This is a genomic window from Micromonospora taraxaci (assembly GCF_007830095.1).
Taxonomy (GTDB): Bacteria; Actinomycetota; Actinomycetes; order Mycobacteriales; family Micromonosporaceae; genus Micromonospora; species Micromonospora taraxaci.
Genome location: NZ_VIWZ01000001.1, coordinates 4,832,191 through 4,853,767 on the forward strand (window position 1 = coordinate 4,832,191; position 21,577 = coordinate 4,853,767).

The following is a 21,577-nucleotide window of genomic DNA, read 5'->3' on the forward strand; positions in this document are numbered from 1 at the left end:
TAGAACGATGGCCAGAAGGCACGAGATCGAATAGAGTCGACGTACTTGTTCGCTACGGCAACCGGAGTGGATGTGCGAGTAATCATCATCCCGGCAAAGGACGAGGAACGCAGCGTCGCCGCCGTCGTGGGAGACTTCCGCCGGGAGGCCGCTGACCTGGATGGCGACACCAGGATCGTGGTTGTCGATGATCAATCGTCGGACCACACCTGCGCGGTGGCCCGTAAAGCCGGAGCTCTGGTCGTCCGCACGCCGAGTCCTGGTGGCCTCGGGGCCACCTTCCGATTCGGTGTCGAGACTGCGCTGGCCCTCGGATGTGACGAGATCGTGCATGTCGACGGTGACGGCCAATACGCCGCAACCGACCTGGCACGGCTAGTCGCGGCGCGCAAGAGCGGGTCCGACCTCGTCGTGGGCGACCGGCTCTGGCGGCGACCAGCTGGCATGACCCGCCGCCGGTACCTCGAGAACCTGGCCGCCTCACGAGTAATTTCAATGATCACCGGTGTGCGGGTCGGCGACGCGCAGAGCGGGTTTCGCGTCTTCGGCCGTGATGTCGCCTGTGCTTTTGTGGTCACCGGCACCTTCACCTACACCCAGGAGCAGTTGATCCGCGCTGCCGCGGCCGGGTTCCGGCTTACGTTCGTGCCGATCGCCTTCGGTAGGCGGCGATTCGGGACCAGCAGACTCGTGTCGTCGACCTCGTACTACATCCGGCGGGCAGTGCCGGAGATCTTGGCCGTTGTCTTCGCGACCGGCCAGAAAAACTCTACCAGATTCCCGGGATGAAACGTTTGGATCTTTCCGCGTATTGCCGATAGCGATCACCGAGCCGCTCCGCCAGAAGCCGTTCCTCCCGGAGAATGCGTGGCAGTCTGGCAGCAATCGGTCCGACGATACTCAAGACAATGCTGATCCCGTTTCCGAGCGCGATGCCGGTTCCGGCATAGAGCAGGAGACTGCCGAGGTACGCCGGGTGTCGGATGAGAAGGTAGGGCCCGGTCGTCACTAGGTTCATCGTCCCGTCGGCGACCACCGTCCGATGCGCCGACGAGCCCAACTCGGCGACGCTGCGGATGCGGAGCGCTGCGCCTCCCAGACAGATGAGAAGTCCGGCGGCGCCCCATATCCAACCGGGCCAGAAGGTCAACGCGGCGGCCGGTACCACGAACGCTGCGACGACGCCGGCAAGAAGACTCCCGAGCGAACCGGCGACCAGAATGGCGCGAGTCCCGCCGTCGTCGCTCAGTCGGTCCCGACTGGTCTCTCTGACGAAAACGAGGTCCGTCAGGGCGCGGGACGTGCTGCGATCGCCGGATCCGTTGTACTTCGCCAGCCGGAGAATCAGCCGCCATTCTGCGATGGCAGCTGCCGAGTAGATCACGACGAGGGTGACGATCACCGGCACCGTCGACCGGTCGGTGTTCAGCACGCCGGTCATGGCACTCGCCGCACTTCGACCACCTGAGCATCCTCCTGTGAGAGTCCCTTGATCGTGGCATGCGCGACCGCGAAGAAGTTCCTGCCCTCCTGTAGGGCACGGCGGGCTTCGGAATGCTGGGGAAGGGAGAGAAGAACCGTGGTGGCGATCTGTGTGCCGAGCGCCCAGACGCCGCACAGCACCAGCGACTTTCGGCCGTTCGTCCCAGTGGTCGAGGCAATGAATCCGTAGTCCTCGACGAGTGCGCCGTCATCGCCTTTGGCAGGAGCAAACGTCGTTGATCCGTACATGGCGACGTGTTCCGGATACTTGAGCTTGAACGACGGAAAACATCGACCTAAGAGGTCCCCGGAGACTCGGTTCAAACTCGGACCGCCAACGGAGATGGTCAGGTCCGCGTCGTCCTGGAAGGACTCCTGGGGAACCAGTTGCACCGTGCAGTTCCGTACGCTGCTGAGCGTCATGACCAGTTGAGCGATCGCACCGCCTTCTGCCATTGGCATGACCCGCACGTTCGGGGGCACCATGGCTCGGATGCTGGAACCTTGAGGCAGGAAGTCGTCGACGTTCAAGCTCGGTACGACGATCTGTATGCGGCGAACCCCAGCCGTCAGCAGGTGCAGGTGACCGTACCGGCGGCGGCGACGCCGAGCCTCGAAACCTCGGGCGGCCAAAGCGCCGGCGGTGGACAGCAGAAGACCGGCGATGATGTTAATTGTTAGGTCGCGCACCCGAAATCCTCTGTCGGCTTACCGAAGAACCGTACTGCCTCTTCGTGATTGAACAGGTACTGATCCAGTCCTTCCCGGAAATGAATGGACACTATCGTGATCCTCGGAACGGGCGGAACCTCGAGGTTGACTGCGTCTTGAAGCAGAAGATCGGCCAGCGGGTAGGAGAACGTCGCCTGTTCGACCCGATGCCCGGACTCGTCGGTGAACCCGAGGCGAGGAAGGGTTAGAAGGTCCAAGCGGATAACGTCGTCCAAAAAACGATGAAAGATTGAGGGAATCTTGGACTGCATGGATTCACACCACCAGCGATGCAGCATTTCCTTTCCCTGCTCGTCGCGGAAGAAGACGGTCAGCGCTTCGGACAGTTCAACGGCGGTCTGCGGCTTTCGGGCGAGCCTGGCCAAAACCATGCTAATCGGCAGATCATCACCTTCGCACCATCTGGCCAGGTCGGACAACACAACGGACTGCCGGACATCGAGGAGCCTCAGGGGCTTCCAGAGATAGCGGAAGACCGAGCTTTCCGCGATCAGCCGAGCCCAGAATACGAATTGTCCCATCCGCCGGAGCTCGTCGAAGCCAGCGGTGTGATGAGCCAACACGTACTCGAAGTCGTCGTCGGCGCCCCGGGAGGTTATGAAGCCGTACTCGCTCCGCTTCTCGTGGTAGGTGGTGTTCGGAAGGAGCATCAGGGGGTAGACCGCGATGCGCTGGACCTTACGGGCCAGGTGATCGTATCCCTGCGTAAACGTATCTAACGTCTCGCCAGGGGCGCCGCAAATGAGTTCGGCATAGCAGTCAAGCCCTTGAGAGCGAAGCCAGTCGACCAGCTCCTCCCATTGATTGAGTTGCATGTTATGACGGTTCATTTGACGCAGTGCATTGACGTTCAGTGTCTGCAAAGCGATTGTGAACGAGCTACTGACTCGCTCTCGACTCATGATCTCAACGATCTGACGGAAAATGCGTGACTTGTTCTTCGCCCAGCTGGCCTCAAGGGATTTGGGGTATCCGTAGTTTTCCTTGACCTCGACGAAGTCCTCGATGAAGTCCTTGTCCCCGGGCAGCATGCCGAAGTTGGCATCACACAGCACGACCGTTTCCACCTGGTGCTGGCCTATCAGCTCGAGCTCGGCCCGCAAGCGCGGTCGCGAAAAAGAGCGGATACGCTGCCCCACCGCACCGCCCCAGTAGCAGAAGGAGCACTTGTACGGGCATCCGCGATTGGTCTCCATGATCGCGACGTCGTAGCGGAAACGGCCGGAATCGTTGGTCATTGCGACCGCACCTGAGAGGATAGGCGAGGGTATTTCGTCCAATTCCGTCAGGCGTTCTCTGGGTGGGGTGGTGACGACCGAACCGCTGCGTCGGAAGCTGATACCGGCGATGCCGGCCAGACCATCCGTGGTGCGACCGGAGAGCCGCGCTCTCACCAGGTCGCAGAACGTCGATTCACCTTCTCCGTTGACAACGACATCGACCGAAGGGATCGTGGAGAGAACACGTTCTCCTTGGTTCGACACATGGTTTCCACCGAAGACCACCCACGAAAGGGGACTTACTTGCTTCAAGGTCTCGGAAACGCTTGCGAAGGTCCGATAGTTCCAGCCTAAGACGGAGAACGCGAGGATATCGGGGGGACCTTCGCTCAATATCTTGAGCGCGATGTCGCGAGCCGTGGCGACCCCTGTGAAATTGTGAATGACTGCATCGACGTAACTATTCATCGCGGAATCTGCCCGGAGCGCGGAGACGAGATAACCAGCTGCCAGAGGCATGGACTCGAAATCCACTGCCCAAACGCTCTGCTGCACGACCGCGACGCTGATCCGTGAGGAGAAGGTGACCTCGGTGTCCGGATCCAGTGTTTGCATGCGACCCCACTTCCGTTCGCCCGAGCGCAGTCTACGGACAAAAATCGGAAGGTGATAGCGTCGAAATAGTCGATCTTGAAGCCCGGCGGCCGGGCAGGGCCCGGGCAAAGTCGTGCACCGGCCCGGGATGAGGCATTCCGCTAGGAACCGTCGGATTTGTAAGCGGCGAAGCGGGCATGACCGCTTCGATTGATCATCAAGGTGTCGAAGCCTTCATCGTCCTAAGTAGCTAAGTCTGGGCTGCCATCATCACTGAACTCGTCCTCGCCTTGCGCTTCGGCTGTCATGGCGCCCGAAGACGATAGCGGGCTGACTGTCCACCCTGCTGTCTGACCTGCCCGCCCCCGCGCCCGGCGACAGGCGCGCGGCCTGGCCCATCAGTTCCTCATGAATCTGTTCCGTGCGTTCGATGTGAGCGAGGCCCACACCGACTTAGCCGTTCGGTGACCTGTTCGCCTCGATTGCCCCAAACCTCCTGGGTCAGCCATCGGTGAAGCCGGCAATTGGGAGGTTTGTGAGTGAAGATCATGGTGCCCGTGCGTAGGCGGCCCGGCCGACGGCCCGCCCCTTTCCGTACCGCTCGACACGACGGCCTTCCCCTTGGTAGATAGACCAAAGTTATCGTTGCGTCGAGCACCGAATCGAGCTGCTCGACCTCGACACGAACGGGAAGTATGAGTTCCTGCTCGCCTCGCTGGCAGTCGACGGGGGGCCGGAACCGGTCGAGTCCTGGATGTCGAACCGGTCGCCGAGCTGATCCACTGTGGCCCCACACACCTCGGTCCGCATGCCTCTTGTCACCGGCAATATCGCTTTGCTCGAAGGCAGCCGGATATCCGACATCGCCTCGCGACGAGGTCGAGAAGCGCGATCAGGTCGGACCCGCTGTCGCTAAAGCCGGCTCTCCAGTCTGCGGCTTTCTCAACAGATTCACCTGGGCGGATTCGAACTGCCGCCGCAACGGTGACGATTCCCCGCGGTCATCATCGCTCCTCCAGTCCGGCGTGCCCGCCATCGGCATCCACTGATCGATCTGATGCGCGGCGAGGGCCGGGGCCGGAAAGTCCGGCCCTCGCCGCATCCCGTGGCTGATCGGCAGCGGGCACAGAGCCGAACAGGCAGGACCGTGCTAGATTTTCTTTCCGCGGACGGTGGTGACAGGGCGTGGATCTTGAAGTGGGTGAGGGCCTCTGGCTGAGGTGGAGCTTGTCGAAGGTTCCGCATCACCCGGGAGGTCCTCGTAACCCACGCTGATACAGTCTTGGCCGAACACGGCAGACTGCGATGAGTTTGGTTTGCGACCGCGTGAGTTCACAAGGCAAGGCAATGGTTGCATGCTCTGCAGCGTCCGTAAGGGTCACTATGGTGTTCGCCCTCGGAAGGCTTCCCGTGTCCGCGCAGGTAGGCCCGGTCGGTCTTGCGTGTACGCCTTGTCGGCCAGGACTCGGTGCGGTCGGGTTCTCGGACAGCCGGCGCCCAGCCGGGGAGGGACGGATGGCGTCAGGACCGGATGAACTGAGGGCTGTCACCGCACTGCCCCGCGTGAGCACGATGGCGAGGTTTTTTGGCCTTGCTCGCACGCGGTCTCCGGCGTGGTCAACAGTTGCGACAAAACCCGTGGCGGCATCTACCCCGACGGCCAAAAGACACCCATGTGCCTCAGCGAGCCCGCCGTCACCGTCTGGTCGACCCCACCGACCCGCGGGGTCCTCGAGTTCGAACCGGCCGCGTTCGTGGTCTCCACCGACTTGCTGTATCTGCTGTCCCAGGGCGGGCCCGGCTCCCCCGCCCCGCTGATCGCAGCTCTCACCGACGCGGTCCTGCGCGCCGGCGAGCTGCGCGCCCGCGCCCCAGCCAGACGCCGCCTAGACCCGCCGCTGCTGAGCATCCTCGACGAGGCCACGAACATCTACCGCCTGCGGCAACTGCCCAACCTGTACTCGTACTACGGCTCGCACTGCCTGCCGATCATCACCATCTTTCAGTCCTACCCAAAGGGCGTCGACGTGTGGGGACGCGAGGGCATGCGCAAGCTCTGGTCGGCGGCGAACGTGCGGACGTACGGCGGCGGCGTCGGCGACCCGGACTGGCTGGAAGAGCTGTCGAAGCTGATCGGCGAGCACGACGTCGCCACCCGCTCGGCCATTAGCAGCGGATCCGGGTGGGGCCAGCGGTCGGTCTCGCACACCACCCGCCGCCAGCGCATCCTCGACGTCTCCGACCTGCACGCCCTGCCCCATGGCTGTCTACGCCTCGGGTGCCCCGCCCGCGCTCGCCCGCACCGCCCCCTGGCAGGACGGGCCCTACGCGGCGGCGCTCCGCGCGTCGATCGCGCACTGGGACCCCACCGGCCGCACCGACTGAACCCTCACCCCCGGCGTCCCACCGGAGCCAGCCTAATGACCACGCCAACCGCCGGGCCGGCCGCCGACGCCGTCGCCGACCTCAGCGCGCTACTCGGCCAGCTCGCCGGCGACCCGGGCGCAACCCCGCCGGCCGCCGAGCCCTCGGCGGCCGAGCCGGCCGGCGCGGAGCCGGTCTATCGCAACGTGGAGGCGTTCGTCGGGGACTACCCCGCCCACGTCGTCGAGCGGTGCCTCGCCTCCGGGCCGACCAGCGGGATCAACTGGTGCCCGCGGTGGTGGGCGCACCCCGAGGCGATCTCCCGCCTGTACGCACTCTGGCGGGCCTGGGAGACGCTGCGAGTCAGCGATCCCCAGACCGGCATGAGCATCTGGTGGCGCGACCACCTCGACCCACACCTCGCCGCGCTCGCCGCCGAGTACGGGCCATTCAGCCGGTGCGGTCCTGACAAACACACCGAGTCCCGGCCGCTGCCTGTCGAGCCGGCTCTGCCAGAGGTGCTTGCGCAGTTCCCCGACGTCGACAGCATCTGATTCCGCAGCATCGCCGCATCTGCTGCACAGCGGAGCCGCCGGCAGGCGGGTCTTGCCGATGAACATCAGCGACAATCATTGATCGACATCCATTGTGGATGAAAATTGAGCCTCGGCAGTCGCTCGGGTCTGCTTTGCTGGTGCGGTGAATACGGCGATGGATGCCCTGGAGCGGGCCATGGACCGGCTCCGGCACCGCTGGCCCCTGCAGTTCACCGTAGCCGGAGCGGGCGGCTGGGCGCTCGTCGTCATCACCTACTTTGTTCTGGTCTACGAGAACTACGGCGACTTCGTCCAGCACTTCATGTTCATCGGCATCCTGCCGTTGCTCCTACTGGGCACGGTGGCGGTGTGGGGTCTTGACCGGGTTCCGTGGCCGGTCTGGCCGTGCGGCGTCACCCCGCTGGTAGTGGGCGCGACAGCTGCCCCCTCCAACCCGTCGCGATCGCTCATCGTCAGCACGGTCATCACCGTCATGGTGTTCGTCTACGCCCAGCTCTTCCTGCTGACCCTCCAGTCGGTCGACGTGCTCCGGGCCCGACGCCTCGGCCTGGTCGGCCCGATGCCACCACCGCGCGTGCATCCGGGCCGGTTGGGCCGCGTGCTGGACCTGCTTCGGCTGCCTCCCGAGACCGGCCCGATGCCGCCGAGTACCCGTCAGCGCCGACGACTCCTCCAAGTCAAGGTGCTCATCTCCGTGGTGGTCCTCTACTTCACCTTCAACAACATCCCGTTGGTGCCGATCAGGTCGGTGAGGTCGGGCGCCATGCAGACCACGGTCCCTCAGCCGGTTCTGCTCGGCGAACTCGTCATGATTTTCTTCTTCCCGCTGATCATCGGGGCGATCCTTCGATCGTTCTGGGTCGCCTGGGGCGCCACTGTGGCCCTACCCACCATTTTCGGCCTGGGTTTGTGGGTGATGGATCCGGCCGATCGACCGCGGGCGCTCCTGGAGACCGGCTGGCTGGTACTCGTCACCACCTGGTTCTGGGCCCGGGCCGCGACTGCCGACTACTGGCGTCGCAAACCGGAGGAAGTGCCGTCGTGGCGCAATCCGTTCTCTCGGCTGTATTTCGAGGTCACGAACGGAGAGGTGTATCGCGGCAAGGGGCGTCCCGACTAGGGACTGCATCGAAGTGGGTCACAGCCCACTGGCTCGCAATCGACGCGGCGACTGCCTCGTACCCTGACAATGTGGTGGCGGGACGGTGGGTACGCACGCGCGGCGGCGGACGGGTCTGGCAGGAGTGGGCCCCGTCTGCCTGCCCCGCCGGCCACCCCGCCCCGCTGCCCATACACGGCGAGTGCCCGGCCGGTTGCCGCTGGATGGGGCGCGTGTGGAAGTGCCGCACCCGTCCCGGAACCGTTCGCCACGCTGCTGCGGCAGCTCGTCGACGCGGCCGGCCCGCCGCCGGCTCTGCTGTTCCCCAGCCGGCTCGCCGGACAGCCCGTCGCCTACACCACCCTGCACAACCGGCTCCGCACGCTCGAGTTCCCGATCAAGGAAGCCCGCGTCGCCGCGCTACGCCAACTCGTCCTGCAAGCACCCGCCCCGGTCGTCGCCGATGCCCTCGGCTTCCACCCCACCACCGCGACCCGCCAAGTCACCAATGCCGGCGGCACCTGGAGCCGCTACCCCAGCCCAAGGTCATGACTTTTCATCGCGACAACCCCGCCTGTCGGCCGCGCCGATGCTCAGCTGGCTTTCGAGCCAGGTGACCAACGTCGTGCTGTACTGACTGCTGATGCTCGCGATGTCTTCGCGCTCGTCGAAGCTCGGCAGGTGGTCGCAACCATCGAGCCGGCAGATCGTCAGGTCCAGGGGTCTGCTGCACCGGCAGGTGACAGGTGTAGTCACGCGGCCTGTCTGGCCGGTCGGTGCATGATGGTCTCGAATTCCACGGGGGTCAACCGGGACAGCGAACGCTGGCGTCTGCGGCGGTGGTAGGTCCGTTCGATCCAGGTCACGATCGCGATCCGGAGTTGCTCACGGCTGGTCCAGGATCGCCGGTTGAGGACGTTGTTCTGCAGCAGTCCGAAGAAGGATTCCATGGCGGCGTTGTCGCCGGCGGCCCGACTCTGCCCATCGATCCGGCCATCCGGTGGCGGTTCAGGGCTCGGACGAATTTCCTGGACCGGAATTGGGATCCGCGGTCGGTGTGCAGGATGCAACCGGCCAGGTCACCGCGTCTGGCGGCGGCGTTGTCCAGTGCGGCGACGGCCAGGCGGGACTTCATCCGCGAGTCGATGCAGTAGCCGACGATGCGGTGGGACCAGACGTCCTTGATCGCGCACAGGTAGAGCTTGCCCTCGGCGGTGTGGTGTTCGGTGATGTCGGCCAGCCACAGCCGGTTCGGGCCGTCGGCGGTGAAGTCCCGCTGGACCAGGTCGTCGTGCACGGGTGGACCTGGCTTACCGCCCTTGCCGCGACGCTTGCGCTTGCCGAACGCGCTCCACCAGCCGTTGCCGGAGCAGATCCGCCACGCGGTGCGGTCGGCCATCGGCTGCCCGGCGTCGCGGGCCTCGTCGACCAGGAACCGGTAGCCGAACTCCGGATCGTCGCGGTGGGCGTCGAACAACGCGTTGGCCCGGTACGCCACCACCTCCTCGGCGCTGGTGACGGGTCGGGCCAGCCACCGGTAGAAAGGCTGACGAGCGATCTTCAACACCCGGCACGTCACCGCCACGGGGATCCCGTCGGCGGCCAGCTCGCTCACGAGCGGGTAGAGCCTTTTCCCGGCAGATGCGCCTGCGACAAGTAGGCGGCGGCCCGACGCAGGACCTCGTTTTCTTGCTCCAACAACCTGATCCGCTTCCGAGCCTCCCGCAGCTCGGCTGACTCGGTACTGGCCGTCCCGGGCGTGACTCCGGCGTCGATGTCGGCCTGGCGAAGCCACTTGAACAGCGTCATCGGGTGGACCCCGAAGTCCTTAGCGATCTGCTCGACCGTCACGCCTGGCTCCCGGTCACGGGCCACCCGCACGACATCGTCGCGGAACTCTCGGGGGTAGGGCTTGGGCACAGCAACATCCTTCCAGCCTGCCGTCAGGGCAAGCCATCTCAGATGTCACCTATCGGTGCAGCAGAACCGCAGGCGAAGCGGCCACGGTCACAGGAAGCAATTCATAGTTCAAGGATGAGTGCCGGTTGAGTGAAATGCTCAACCGGCACTCACCTTTTCGTCAAATCCAAGCCAGCGGAATTCTGGTATCAGGCTCGGCCAGCGTGATCGCTGGACGAGCCCGAACCGAACGCACCGAGCGGCTGATGCCGCGGAATTTCGAGCCAGCCGGCCCTTCAAGCACACAGGACCAGAACCCGGTCAGCCTGCTGATCTCAAAGTCCTCCGACAACTCGGCCTTCCTGGCAGACGTACGAAACGTCGCTGCTAAGCACTACTACCTGGGCGAACGCGGTCACCACACCTCACCGAAAGGCCACAACATGCGAACCCTCCAAGACTTCCGATCCCTCACCCATGTCGAGTGGGCCACGCGGATGCGTCCTACCGCTTGCTCGTCAAACTTCTACGCACCTCAGCCTCGCGTGTCAATCCGCAATGCCGCACCGCTTCTCGGCCAAGAGTCGGCAGGAACGCGCAAGACACCGATGTCGAGCCCCGCAATTCAAGACGATTATTTTCGCCCAGACAAGCCGCAACGCCCGCAGCACCTCGTCATTACTGCAATCAACGAGAGGCTTGACGTCCTAAGAACAAGACGGGTGGATGAACATTCACGGTCGATGAATTCCGCGACCCTGCACAGCAGCCACAGCGACCCCCGCCACCGATCAGTGCGGGATCCTGAAAGGACATATCAGCCATGCCCGCCCCACCCCCACACCGCCTCCGATACCGCCCCGCCAGGTGGCCGGCAACCTGCCGGCCGCGTCACGGGTCACCGACTGCCCGACTGCACCAACACGCTGGGCTGGCGATGAACGCTCCCGCCGCCTCGGAATGGCGGCCAGACCCTCTCCTGACCATCGACGACGTCGCCGCCTGGCTGGGCAAGCCCAAGAACACCCTCTACGCCTGGCACAGCCGCGGCAAGGGACCCCGCGCCATCCGCGTCGGCAACACCCTGCGCTACCGGCGCAGCGAAGTCGAACGCTGGCTCGACGACCACACCGACGCGGAGCGATGACCCATGGCCCGACCCGAACTGCCCATCGGCACCTGGGGCAACATCCGCACCCAGAAACTCGGAGCCAACCGGTTCCGCGCTCGAGCGCGGTTTCGCGACTACGACGGCAAGACCCGCGACATCGAGGCCACCGGCACCACCGGCCCGGCCGCCGCACGGGCGCTCAAGGTCAAGCTCCGTGACCGCACCACCCCCAACGACGACGAGATCACCCGGGAGACCCGCGTCAGCACACTCGCCGACCTGTGGATCGAAGAGATCACCACCGAGGAACGGATCGCACCACAGACCATCCAGCGATACGAGACCAGCACGCGCAACGCGATCCTGCCCGCCCTGGGCAACCTCCGAATCAGAGAAGCAAGCGTCGGGCGCCTGGATCGGTTCCTGCGCGACACTGCCAAAGACCGTCCCTCGGCAGCCAAAGGCGCGAAGGTCGTCCTAAGCCAGATGTTCGCACTGGCCGTTCGCGATCCCCACCAACCCGGTACGCGACACCGGCCGGCTCCGCAAACCCCGCCGCGCTGTCGTCGCCCTCACTGACGAGAATCTCCAGGCCGTCCGGACGGCTATCCGCGACTGGCAGCGACCCGTCCCCGGAAAGCCCGGACCACGCCACAGCGGCGACCTGGCGGACGTCGTCGACCTGATGCTCGCTACCGGCGCCCGCATCGGCGAGATCCTCGCCCTGCGATGGGAAGACCTCGATCTCGCCGCCGAACGCCCCACCCTGACGATCTGCGGCACGCTCGTCTTCGTGAAGGGCCAGGGCTTCTTCCGCCAACCCTGGACCAAGAGCGACGCCGGCTGGCGAATGGTCGTCCTCCCCCGGTTCGCCGTCGGCATGATCATGGCCCGCAAGCTCGTCGCCGCCGACAACCCCCACGACGCAATCTTCGCCTCCCGACGCGGCACCTGGCTGTCACCCAACAACGTCCGCCGTCAGTGGCGTGAGGCTCGCGCTGACACCGACCTCGCCTGGGTCACTCCCCACACCTTCCGCAAGACCGTCGCCACCCTCATCAAGGAAGAGACCGACACGAAAAGCGCCGCAGCGCAGCTCGGCCACTCCAGCGAGGAGGTCACCGCCACGCACTACATCGCCAAGCCCGCCCAAGCCCCGGACGTCTCGGACATCCTCGAGCGACTCGGCACCGATCACGGCAAGCGACACAGCCCCGCACCCGCAGCGCCCAACGATGCCCATGGATGACAAATCTGGTTGCCGACCCCGGTAAAAGGGGGTTTTCGGGGGGCGGTTCAAAACCCCATAGACAAACTTAAAGCCCTGACCAGCGTTTCCGCTGGTCAGGGCTTTCTGCCTGTCGGGACGGCCGGATTCGAACCGACGACCCCTTGACCCCCAGTCAAGTGCGCTACCAAGCTGCGCCACGTCCCGCCCTCGCGTGGTTTCCCACTGCGACAGCCGGTACAGCTTAGCGCAGCAGTCACGGCCCTTTCGCACAGGCCCCACCCGCGACACGAAGCGACCGAACCGCCGTACACCGCGACGACCGGACCACCCCACACCCCCTAAAGCGTCCTAGGAGGGTGGGGTAGAAAGAAGCCGGATGGGGCATCCCCCATCCGGCATTCTTCGAGCAGAACGGCAGACGCGTCAGCCGTGCGCCTTGCCTCGACCGCCGGGGCCGAGCTTCTTCCTCGGGCGAACCGAGATCTCGATCGGGCTGCCCTCGTACCCGAATTCCTCGCGAAGCTTGCGCTCGACGAAGCGCTGGTAGCCGGCGTCCAGCGGACCGGTGGTGAAGAGCACGAACCGCGGCGGCGCCACACCGGCCTGCGTCGCGAACAGGATCCGCGGCGCCCGTCCACCACGCACGGGGTGCGGGGTGGCCTGCACCAGCGCGGTCAACCACTGGTTGAGGTGCGCGGTCGGCACCCGGGTTTCCCAGCTCGCCAGGGCCTTGTTCAGGGCCGGGGCCAGCTTGTCCACCGCACGGCCCGTCATCGCGGACAGGTTCAGGCGGATCGCCCAAGGGATGCGGCGCAGCTCCCGGTCGATTTCCTTGTCCAGGTAGTACCGGCGGTCGGCGTCGACCAGGTCCCACTTGTTGAACGCGATGACCAGCGCGCGGCCGGCCTCGGTGACCATCGTCAGGATCCGCTGGTCCTGCTCGCTGATCGGCTCGCTGGCGTCCAGGAGCACGACGGCCACCTCGGCGGCCTCGATCGCGCCGGCGGTACGGAGGCTGGCGTAGTACTCGGTGCCGCTGGCCTTGCCGACCCGCTTGCGCAGGCCGGCCGTGTCGACCAGTTGCCAGGTCTGGCCGCCGATATCGACAAGGCTGTCCACCGGGTCCACAGTGGTGCCGGCGACCGAGTCGACGACCGCCCGCTCCTCACCGGAGAACCGGTTGAGCAGGCTCGACTTGCCCACGTTCGGCCGGCCGACCAGCGCCACCCGGCGCGGCCCGCGCGGACGGTTTTCCACGATTGTCGGCGCTTCCGGCAGCGCGGCGAGGATGGCGTCCAGCAAGTCGCCGGAGCCGCGTCCGTGCAGCGCGGACACCGGGAACGGCTCACCGAGACCGAGGGACCACAGCGAGGTGGCCTCCATCTCGATGGAGTTGTTGTCGGCCTTGTTCGCCACCAGGATCACCGGCTTGGCGCTGCGGCGCAGCATCTTCACCGCGGCCTCGTCCACGTCGGTGGAGCCCACCATCGCGTCGACCACGAAGAGGACCACGTCGGCGGTGACGACCGCCGTCTCGGCCTGCGCGGCGATAGCCGCGGCGCGGTCCTTCGCGTCGGGCTCCCAACCGCCGGTGTCCACCACTGTGAACGCCCGGCCGTTCCACTGCGCGTCGTACGGCACCCGGTCCCGGGTCACGCCCGGGACGTCCTCGACGACCGCCTGCCGGCGGCCGATGATCCGGTTGACCAGAGTGGACTTACCCACGTTGGGGCGACCGACCACGGCCACCACCGGCTGCGGGCCGCTCGGTTCCTCGACGGCGACGTCCGGTTCCCGCAGTTCTACCCATCCACCTGGATCGGTCATGCCACACCCCGCTCGGTGAGCAGGTCACGCAGTCGTGCCACGACCTCGTCGATGCCCAACTCGGTGGTGTCGAGCACCACGGCGTCGGGTGCCTGCGCCAACGGGTTGACCTTGCGGGTCGAGTCGAGCCGGTCCCGTCGCGCCAGGTCGGCGGCGGTGGCCGCCACGTCGGCGGCGTCCTCGGCGCTACGCCGGGCGGCGCGGGCCGCCTCGGAGGCGGTCAGGAAGACCTTCAGGTCGGCGTCCGGCGCTACGACCGAGCCGATGTCGCGGCCCTCGACCACCATCCGACCAGCATCGGCGATCATCTCGCGCTGCCGGGAGACCAGCAGCTCACGGACGGCCGGCACGGCGGCGACGGCGGAGACCGCCCCGGTCACCTCCGCGCCACGGATGTCGGCGTCGACGCCCACACCGTCGACGGTCACGGCGTACCCCTGCGGGTGGGTGCCGATGCGCAGCTTGACCTCGCCGGCGACCTTGGCCACCGACGCGGCGTCGGTGAGGTCCACGCCGGAGCGCAGCACGGCCCACGTGATCGCCCGGTACATCGCCCCGGTGTCCAGGTAGCGCGCACCGATGCTGGCGGCGAGCCGCCGCGACACGGTGGACTTACCCGAACCGGACGGCCCGTCCACAGCGACCACACATCGCCCGGCCCGTACGTTTTCCTCCACCGTGTCCTCCTCAGCCCGTACCTCACGGATCGCCCGGTGATTCGGCGCCGCAAGCGGTTTGTCAATCGTCATCAATCATGCCCGGGTCCTCTGACGGACCCGCACGCGACGCCACCGGAGGCGACCCACGCCACCTCCAGCGGCCGTCGTCCGGCCATCGGTGGAGCCTACCGGCAGCCGTACCCCGGAACCGGGGGTCAGTCACCCACCGCGTTGAACAGGGCGGCGACCTCGGCGTTGGTCAGCCTCCGGATCCGCCCGGTGCGCAGTTCGCCGAGCCGGATCGGACCGATCGAGGTACGCACCAGCCGGGTGACCGGGTGTCCGACCTCCTCCATCAGCCGTCGGACGATGTGCTTGCGCCCTTCGTGCAGGCTCAGCTCCACCTGGGCGGATTTACCCAGAGTGTCCACCACCTTGAACGAGTCGACCTTGACCGGCCCGTCCTCCAGCTCGACGCCGGCCAACAGCCGCTTGCTCAGGTTGCGCGGGATCGGCCCGACCACCTCGGCGAGGTAGGTCTTCAGCACCTCGTACGAGGGATGCATGAGCTTGTGCGCGAGGGTGCCGTCGTTGGTGAGCAGCAGCAGGCCCTCACTGTCCGCGTCGAGCCGCCCCACGTGGTAGACCCGCTGCTCCACCCGGTTGCCGATGAACTCGGCCAGCTCGTTGCGTCCCTTGTCGTCCGCCATGGAGGTGACCACCCCACGCGGCTTGTTCATCGCCACGTAGACCAGGCGGATGTCGACCTGGAGGCGCTCGCCGTCCACGTGGATCACGGCGGTGGCCGGGTCGACCTTGTCGCCGAGCTTGGCGACCCGCCCGTCCACGGTCACCCGGCGGCGGAAGATCAGATCCTCGCAGGCGCGCCGGGAACCCACGCCGGCGGCGGCGAGCACCTTCTGCAGGCGCTCCGCCCCCTCGAAGACGGGAGCGTCGGGTTTGGGGGAACGGTTATCGGGTCGCATCAGCAAGCTCTTCTACGTCGTCGGGCAGGAAGGGTGCGAGGGGCGGCAGCTCGTGAACGGTGTTCAGCCCGAGCTTCTCCAGGAACAGCGTGGTGGTCTTGTACAGGAACGCCCCACTGTCCGTTTCGGTGCCGCACTCCTCGACGAGGCCGCGAGTGACCAGCGTACGGATGACCCCGTCGCAGTTCACACCCCGGATGGCTGAGATTCGCGAACGGGTCACCGGCTGCTTGTAGGCGACCACGGCGAGCGTCTCCAACGCCGCCTGGGTCAGCCGTACGGACTGCCCGTCCAGAACGAACCGCTCGACGTACGTAGCGTATTCCGGCCGGGTGTACAGCCGCCACCCGCCGGCCGCCCGACGCAACTCGAACCCGTGCCCGGCGGCGGTGTAACCGGCGGCGATGTCATCGAGCATCGGGCCGACCCGCTCGGCTGGCTGCTCCAGCACCTGGGCCAGCACCAGCTCGCTGACCGGCTCGTCGACGACCAGCAGGATGGCCTCCAGGGCGCCGCGCAGCTCGGCGTCGGACAGCTCCGGCGCGGGCTCCGGCACGGCCGTCGCCCTCCGTCGCCCGGACGCCTGCCGAGGGGGTACGTCCCGAGCCCCGCCCATCTCCCGTGGCGCGACCGGATCCGGGGCGACCTGGCCCGACCCGGGCGGCGTGGCCGGCTCGGCGGCGATGTCGGTCACATCGGGTGCCGGGGCGACCGGCGCGGGCGTCGGGGCTGCGGCGGCCTCGGGCTCGGTGGCCGCACGGTCAGGGGCCGCAGGGCCGGCGACCTCGGGGACGGCGGCCTCCGGGTCGGCAACCTCGGAGACGGTGGGCTCAGGGTCAGGGGCCTCGGAGGCGCTTGCCGAGGGCGCGGGCTGCCGGGGGCGTTCCCACGGGGGGACCCACGCGGCGGCCTGGTCGGCCAGCGAGTCCCGGCGTTGCTCGTCACTCATCCCGCTCATCCTCCGTGGTTCCCGTCCCGTCCGGCCCGCCGGCCTCCCCCACCGGGTCGGGCGACTCCGACCTCACCGGGTCGGTCGGCTCCGACCTCACCGCATCGGGCACCTCCGAAGCCACCGGGTGGCGGCCCTCCGACCCCAGCACCGGCGACTCCGGGTCGGCCGGGGTGCCGGCGTACTCGTCGACGTGCAGCTCGGTGTCCCCGTCGGCCGGGCCGGTCCAGCGCACTGTCAACTCCTCCAGGGCCTGCTCTTGGACGAAGGACACCAGGCCCTCCCGGTACAGCTCCAGCAGCGCCAGGAACCGCGCCACCACCTCCAGGGTGGCCTCGCAGTCGGCGCAGAGCAGCGAGAACGTGGCAGTGCCGGCCCGGCGCAGCCGGGCGGTGAGGATCGCCGCGTGTTCGCGGACACTGACCCGGACCATGTGCACGTGGGCGATGGACACCTCGGGCACCGGTTTCGGGGTCATCGCCTTCACTGCCAGTTTCAGCAGCCGCTGTGGGCCGATGCCGAGCACCAGGTCGGGCAGCGCCTCCGCGTAGCGGGGTTCCAGACTGACCGCTCGCGGGTACCGGCGGCCGCCGACGGCCTCCAGCTCGGCGATGTGCGCGGCGGCCTCCTTGTACGCCTTGTACTGCAACAGGCGGGCGAAGAGCAGGTCCCGGGCCTCCAGCAGCGCGAGGTCCGCCTCGTCCTCCACCTCGGCGGAGGGCAGCAGCCGTGCCGCCTTCAGGTCGAGCAGGGTCGCGGCGATGAGGAGGAACTCGCTGGCCTCGTCCAGGTCCCAGTCGTCACCCATGGCCCGGATGTAGGCGATGAACTCGTCGGTGACGGTGTGCAGGGCCACCTCGGTGACGTCGAGCTTGTGCTTGCCGATCAGTTGCAGCAGCAGGTCGAACGGGCCGGTGAAGTTGGCCAGCCGCACCGTGAACCCGGTGGCGGCGGGGTCGGCGGGCGGCACACCGTCGACCACGGCCGCAGCGGCGGCCTCGGGCGGGTCAAGGGGTGGCGCGGTCACCGGACGACCGTAGTCCACGAGAGCGGCACCGGGCGTTCCGGCTACCGCTCCGACTGGGCGGCGATCACCTCGCGGGCCAGCTGACGGTAGTTGCGTGCTCCGGAGGACGCCGGGTCCATCGTCGTGATGGGGGCACCGGCCACGGTGGACTCCGGGAACTTCACCGTCTTGGTGATGACCGTCTGGTAGACCTTGTCGCCGAACGCCTCGACCACCCGCTGCAGCACCTGACGGCAGTGCGTGGTGCGGCTGTCGTACATGGTGGCGAGGATGCCTTCCAACTCCAGGTCGAAGTTGAGCCGCTCGCGCACCTTGTCGATGGTGTCGAGCAGCAGCGCCACACCGCGCAGGCTAAAGAACTCGCACTCGAGGGGGATGAGCACCCCGTGCGCGACGGTCAACGCGTTGATCGCCAGCAGGCCGAGTGACGGCTGGCAGTCGATCAGGATGTAGTCGTACTCCTTGCGCACCGAGCGCAGGACCCGGGCCAGGGCCATCTCCCGGGCCACCTCGTTGACGAGCTGGATCTCGGCGGCGGAGAGGTCGATGTTGGCCGGCAGCAGGTGCAGGCCCGCCACGTCGGTCTTGATCAGAACGTCCTCGGCGGTCACGTCGTCCTGCATGAGCAGGTTGTAGACGGACAGGTCGAGGTTGTGCGGGTTGACACCCAACCCCACCGAGAGGGCGCCCTGCGGGTCGAAGTCGACGAGCAGCACCTTGCGCCCGTACTCCGCGAGGGCCGCGCCCAGGTTGATCGTGGTGGTGGTCTTGCCGACGCCACCCTTCTGGTTGGCCATCGCGATGATGCGCGCGGGGCCGTGCCGGTCGGTGGGCATCGGCTCGGGGATGGGCTTGCGCATCGTGTAGGCAGCCGGATCCGCAGGACCCAGATCCGCGCCGAGCGTGGCCTGCTGCTCGCGGAGCTCCGACGTCCAGGTCTCGGCACGGTCACCATTGCCAGCCATGTGCTCGTTGCCCCCTCCCGACGACCCACCCGGCGTCGGAGCCGTCCGACGTCCTTCGCGGCGCCGCTGCGCACCCCGGTCGTGTCGCCCCAGGAGGTCCGCGCCGATGCCGACTGTACGCCACCGACCAGCAGGGGGTTCGGCACCGGCCCGGCGTGTCGGCACCGACCGCTACCGGGTTCAGCCCCGGGCGCGCGGGTGGGCGGTGGCGTACACCTCGCGCAGCCGCTCCACGGTGACCAACGTGTAGACCTGGGTGGTGGTCACCGACGCGTGGCCGAGCAACTCCTGGACCACCCGGACGTCGGCGCCGCCGTCGAGCAGGTGGGTGGCGTACGAGTGCCGCAGGGTGTGCGGGGACACGGCGGCGGGCCCGTCGACGGGCAGCCCGGCCCGGTCGGCGGCCTGCCGCAGGATGCCCCACGCGCCCTGGCGGGACAGCGCGCCGCCGCGGGCGTTGAGGAAGACCGCCGGGGTGCCCCGGCCGGCGGTGGCCAGCAGGGGGCGGGCCCGGACCAGGTAGGCGCGGACCGCGTCGACGGCGTACCCGCCGATCGGCACCAACCGCACCCGGCCGCCCTTGCCACGCAGCAGCACGGTGCCCTCGTCGGTGTCGAGGTCGTCCACGGCGGCGCCGACCGCCTCGGAGATCCGCGCGCCGGTGCCGTACAGGAACTCCAGCAGCGCCCTGTCCCGCAGCGCGCGGGGGGCGTCCTCACCGGTTGCGGTGGTGGGGCCGGCGAGGTCCAGCAGCCGGACCACGTCGTCGACCGGCAGGGCCCGGGGCAGCCGGCGGGGCGGGGTGGGCGGGCGGACGTCGCGGCTGGGGTCGGCGCCGGCCAGCCCTTCGCGCATGGCGAAGCGGTGCAGGCCGCGGACCGCGCTGGCCGCGCGGGCGGCCGACGAGACCGCCAGCGGCGGGTGGACGTCGTCGCCGGCGCGCAGCCGCGCCAGGTGCGACTCGACCAGGCCGGCGTCGACCGACGCGAGGTCGGCGACGCCGGCGTCGGCCAGGGTCGCGAGGTAGCGGTCCAGATCCCGGCGGTACGAGGTGAGCGTGTTCGCGGAGAGGCCACGTTCGACGGTGAGGTGGTCGAGGTAGCCGCGCACGGCACGACGCAGCGCCGGCGTGGGCTGGGCGCCCACGCCGGCGGAATCCGCGTTGCCGGTCAGCGTGCCGCCGTTCAGGCCAGCACGTCGGCCAGCGGGAGCACGTCCATGCCGTGCGACTCGGCGACCGGACCGTAGGTGACCCGACCGTCGTGGGTGTTCAGGCCCAGCGCCAGCGCCGGGTCGTTGCGCAGCGCCTGCCGCCACCCCTGGTTGGCCAGCTCCAGGGCGTACGGGAGGGTGACGTTGGTCAGCGCGTAGGTGCTGGTGTTCGGCACCGCGCCGGGCATGTTCGCCACGCAGTAGAAGATCGACTCGTGCACCTTGTAGACCGGGTCAGCGTGCGTGGTGGGACGCGAGTCCTCGAAGCAACCACCCTGGTCGATGGCGATGTCGACGAGCACGCTGCCCGGCTTCATCCGGGAGACCAGCTCGTTGCTGATGAGCTTCGGGGCCTTCGCGCCGGGCACCAGCACCGCGCCGATGACCAGGTCGGCGTCGAGCACCGCCCGCTCGACCTCGTAGGCGTTGGAGGCGATGGTCTGCAGGTGACCCCGGTAGATGGCGTCGGCCGAACGCAGCCGGGCGACGTTCTTGTCCAGCAGCAGCACCTCGGACTGCAGGCCCAACGCGATGGCGGCGGCGTTCAGGCCGGAGACGCCCGCGCCGATGACGACGGTCTTGGCCGCGTACACGCCGGAGACACCGCCGGGCAGCACACCCCGACCGCCGCCGGTGCGCATCATGTAGAACGCGCCGACCTGCGGGGCGAGCCGGCCGGCGACCTCGGACATCGGGGCGAGCAGCGGCAACGACCGGTCGGGCAGCTCCACCGTCTCGTACGCGATGCCGGTGACCTTGCGGTCGACGAGCGCGTCGGTGCACTCCTTGGAGGCGGCCAGGTGCAGGTAGGTGAAAAGCACCTGCCCCTCGCGCATGCGGTGGTACTCCTCGGCGACCGGCTCCTTGACCTTGAGGACCAGCTCGGCGGTCTGCCACACCTCGTCGGCGGTGTCCAGGATCTTCGCGCCCGCGGCGGCGAACTCCTCGTCGGTGATGCTGGAGCCCTCACCGGCGCCGGACTCGACGAAGACCTGGTGGCCGCTGCGGGTGAACTCGTTGACGCCCGCTGGCGTGATCGCCACGCGGTACTCGTGGTTCTTGACCTCGCGTGGGATTCCGACCTTCACGATGCAGACACCTCTCTTCGGGGCTGCTCTCCCCCGATTGCTCGGTGCCGCAATGGCCCCTTTGCCACCGCGGTCCACCGGTCCCGCCGGCGGCAGTCTAGGCGCGCCCCGCGCCGCCGAGAGCCAGCACAGTGACATCCGGTGCCCGAGTGTCCTGACGATCTGTCAGGGCACCGAACCGGGCTCTGCGGCGGATGGTCGCCTCAGCCGTCAGGACAGTGTTCGGCCATCATCGTCCCATCTGTCGGGTGGCGCTGCGGACAGCGGGCAAGTGGATCACTAGTGTGTCCGCCCATGACCACTCCTCCTTACCAGCCCGGGTACCCCCAGCCGGGGTACCCGCAGGGCGTCTCCGACAAGAGCAAGATCGTCGCGGGCATCCTCGGCATCCTGCTGGGCACCTTCGGTGCCGGTCGGTTCTACACCGGACACACCAAGATCGCCGTTCTCCAGCTCGTCGTGAGCGTGGTGACCTGCGGCTTCGGCGCCCTCTGGGGCGTCATCGACGGAATCCTCATCCTGGTGAACGGCGGCACCGACGCACAGGGCCGTCCGCTGCGCGAATCCTGAACCAG

Annotated in this window: 18 protein-coding genes, 1 tRNA gene and 2 pseudogenes; 7 read left to right on the forward strand and 14 right to left on the reverse strand. The window is 67.6% G+C overall.

Translation table 11 applies throughout. The annotated features are described in order from the left end of the window. Positions 1-72 precede the first annotated feature (72 nt). Positions 73-789 (forward strand): glycosyltransferase family 2 protein, encoded by a 717-nt coding sequence (locus FHU34_RS21840; RefSeq protein WP_167524876.1) that lies wholly within the window; start codon positions 73-75, stop codon positions 787-789. Here the strand turns inward: FHU34_RS21840 and FHU34_RS21845 are convergent. From FHU34_RS21845 to FHU34_RS21855, 3 genes are read right to left on the reverse strand one after another with little or no spacing between them, the layout of a single operon-like run. Next, positions 770-1,441, reverse strand: a complete 672-nt coding sequence (locus FHU34_RS21845; RefSeq protein WP_145783487.1) for a methyltransferase family protein — start codon at positions 1,439-1,441, stop codon at positions 770-772. The two genes, FHU34_RS21840 and FHU34_RS21845, sit on opposite strands and share 20 nt — an antisense overlap. Further along, positions 1,438-2,172: a hypothetical protein gene (locus FHU34_RS21850; RefSeq protein WP_145783492.1), complete on the reverse strand. Its 735-nt coding sequence runs from the start codon at positions 2,170-2,172 to the stop codon at positions 1,438-1,440. The genes FHU34_RS21845 and FHU34_RS21850 overlap by 4 nt, the downstream gene beginning before the upstream one ends. Continuing rightward, positions 2,160-4,049 (reverse strand): KedN5 family methylcobalamin-dependent radical SAM C-methyltransferase, encoded by a 1,890-nt coding sequence (locus FHU34_RS21855; RefSeq protein WP_145783494.1) that lies wholly within the window; start codon positions 4,047-4,049, stop codon positions 2,160-2,162. The genes FHU34_RS21850 and FHU34_RS21855 overlap by 13 nt, the downstream gene beginning before the upstream one ends. Positions 4,050-5,701: 1,652 nt before the next feature. Here FHU34_RS21855 and FHU34_RS33860 point away from each other — a divergent pair. The 3 genes from FHU34_RS33860 (at position 5,702) to FHU34_RS33865 (ending at position 8,600) form a co-directional block, all read left to right on the forward strand. After that, positions 5,702-6,946, forward strand: coding sequence for a DUF4913 domain-containing protein (locus FHU34_RS33860; RefSeq protein WP_244311788.1), 1,245 nt, complete (start codon positions 5,702-5,704; stop codon positions 6,944-6,946). A gap of 157 nt (positions 6,947-7,103) precedes the next feature. Beyond that, the gene (locus FHU34_RS21880) at positions 7,104-8,069 is read left to right on the forward strand and encodes a hypothetical protein (RefSeq protein ID WP_167524877.1); all 966 of its coding nucleotides are present in this window, start codon (positions 7,104-7,106) and stop codon (positions 8,067-8,069) included. 69 nt (positions 8,070-8,138) lie between these two features. Further along, complete coding sequence (locus FHU34_RS33865; RefSeq protein ID WP_244311789.1) at positions 8,139-8,600, forward strand: hypothetical protein; 462 nt, start codon at positions 8,139-8,141, stop codon at positions 8,598-8,600. Here FHU34_RS33865 and FHU34_RS21890 read toward each other — a convergent pair. Next, positions 8,595-8,804, reverse strand: coding sequence for a hypothetical protein (locus tag FHU34_RS21890; protein ID WP_145783500.1), 210 nt, complete (start codon positions 8,802-8,804; stop codon positions 8,595-8,597). The two genes, FHU34_RS33865 and FHU34_RS21890, sit on opposite strands and share 6 nt — an antisense overlap. After that, positions 8,801-9,968: pseudogene (locus FHU34_RS21895) on the reverse strand (IS3 family transposase). The gene FHU34_RS21890 and the pseudogene FHU34_RS21895 overlap by 4 nt, the downstream one beginning before the upstream one ends. A gap of 916 nt (positions 9,969-10,884) precedes the next feature. Here FHU34_RS21895 and FHU34_RS21900 point away from each other — a divergent pair. Further along, positions 10,885-11,094, forward strand: coding sequence for a helix-turn-helix transcriptional regulator (locus FHU34_RS21900; RefSeq protein WP_145783502.1), 210 nt, complete (start codon positions 10,885-10,887; stop codon positions 11,092-11,094). Between the two features lie 3 nt (positions 11,095-11,097). Further along, a pseudogene (locus FHU34_RS21905) lies at positions 11,098-12,307 on the forward strand (tyrosine-type recombinase/integrase). A gap of 112 nt (positions 12,308-12,419) precedes the next feature. Here FHU34_RS21905 and FHU34_RS21910 read toward each other — a convergent pair. From FHU34_RS21910 to ald, 9 genes are all read right to left on the reverse strand, one after another. After that, positions 12,420-12,493 (reverse strand) — tRNA-Pro (locus FHU34_RS21910). A gap of 219 nt (positions 12,494-12,712) precedes the next feature. Further along, positions 12,713-14,116, reverse strand: a complete 1,404-nt coding sequence (gene der, locus FHU34_RS21915) for a ribosome biogenesis GTPase Der (RefSeq protein ID WP_145783504.1) — start codon at positions 14,114-14,116, stop codon at positions 12,713-12,715. After that, entirely contained in the window at positions 14,113-14,793 is a 681-nt protein-coding gene (cmk, locus tag FHU34_RS21920) for a (d)CMP kinase (protein ID WP_145783506.1), read from the reverse strand. Before cmk ends, der begins: the two co-directional genes overlap by 4 nt. A gap of 197 nt (positions 14,794-14,990) precedes the next feature. Continuing rightward, the gene (locus FHU34_RS21925; protein ID WP_145783508.1) at positions 14,991-15,761 is read right to left on the reverse strand and encodes a pseudouridine synthase; all 771 of its coding nucleotides are present in this window, start codon (positions 15,759-15,761) and stop codon (positions 14,991-14,993) included. Next, the gene (gene scpB / locus FHU34_RS21930) at positions 15,748-16,710 is read right to left on the reverse strand and encodes an SMC-Scp complex subunit ScpB (protein ID WP_145783510.1); all 963 of its coding nucleotides are present in this window, start codon (positions 16,708-16,710) and stop codon (positions 15,748-15,750) included. Before scpB ends, FHU34_RS21925 begins: the two co-directional genes overlap by 14 nt. Beyond that, entirely contained in the window at positions 16,703-17,737 is a 1,035-nt protein-coding gene (locus tag FHU34_RS21935; protein ID WP_244311790.1) for a segregation and condensation protein A, read from the reverse strand. Before FHU34_RS21935 ends, scpB begins: the two co-directional genes overlap by 8 nt. A 41-nt stretch (positions 17,738-17,778) precedes the next feature. Further along, complete coding sequence (locus FHU34_RS21940; protein WP_088990243.1) at positions 17,779-18,702, reverse strand: ParA family protein; 924 nt, start codon at positions 18,700-18,702, stop codon at positions 17,779-17,781. Positions 18,703-18,882: 180 nt separating this feature from the next. Beyond that, entirely contained in the window at positions 18,883-19,848 is a 966-nt protein-coding gene (locus FHU34_RS21945) for a site-specific tyrosine recombinase XerD (RefSeq protein ID WP_145783514.1), read from the reverse strand. Positions 19,849-19,886: 38 nt separating this feature from the next. Then, positions 19,887-21,002, reverse strand: a complete 1,116-nt coding sequence (ald, locus tag FHU34_RS21950; RefSeq protein ID WP_145783517.1) for an alanine dehydrogenase — start codon at positions 21,000-21,002, stop codon at positions 19,887-19,889. Between the two features lie 228 nt (positions 21,003-21,230). On the opposite strand from ald, the gene FHU34_RS21955 reads away from it, so the two are divergent. Then, the gene (locus FHU34_RS21955) at positions 21,231-21,572 is read left to right on the forward strand and encodes a TM2 domain-containing protein (protein ID WP_425280583.1); all 342 of its coding nucleotides are present in this window, start codon (positions 21,231-21,233) and stop codon (positions 21,570-21,572) included. Positions 21,573-21,577: the final 5 nt, after the last annotated feature.

Excerpts from the sequence above, each read along its gene's own strand:
- FHU34_RS21940 (WP_088990243.1), bottom strand. The coding sequence starts at position 18,702 with ATGGCTGGCAATGGTGACCGTGCCGAGACCTGGACGTCGGAGCTCCGC.
- FHU34_RS21925 (WP_145783508.1), bottom strand. The coding sequence starts at position 15,761 with ATGCGACCCGATAACCGTTCCCCCAAACCCGACGCTCCCGTCTTCGAG.
- FHU34_RS21855 (WP_145783494.1), bottom strand. The coding sequence starts at position 4,049 with ATGCAAACACTGGATCCGGACACCGAGGTCACCTTCTCCTCACGGATC.
- FHU34_RS21845 (WP_145783487.1), bottom strand. The coding sequence starts at position 1,441 with ATGACCGGCGTGCTGAACACCGACCGGTCGACGGTGCCGGTGATCGTC.
- FHU34_RS33865 (WP_244311789.1), top strand. The coding sequence starts at position 8,139 with ATGTGGTGGCGGGACGGTGGGTACGCACGCGCGGCGGCGGACGGGTCT.
- FHU34_RS21900 (WP_145783502.1), top strand. The coding sequence starts at position 10,885 with ATGAACGCTCCCGCCGCCTCGGAATGGCGGCCAGACCCTCTCCTGACC.
- FHU34_RS21880 (WP_167524877.1), top strand. The coding sequence starts at position 7,104 with ATGGATGCCCTGGAGCGGGCCATGGACCGGCTCCGGCACCGCTGGCCC.
- scpB (WP_145783510.1), bottom strand. The coding sequence starts at position 16,710 with ATGAGTGACGAGCAACGCCGGGACTCGCTGGCCGACCAGGCCGCCGCG.
- der (WP_145783504.1), bottom strand. The coding sequence starts at position 14,116 with ATGACCGATCCAGGTGGATGGGTAGAACTGCGGGAACCGGACGTCGCC.
- FHU34_RS33860 (WP_244311788.1), top strand. The coding sequence starts at position 5,702 with ATGTGCCTCAGCGAGCCCGCCGTCACCGTCTGGTCGACCCCACCGACC.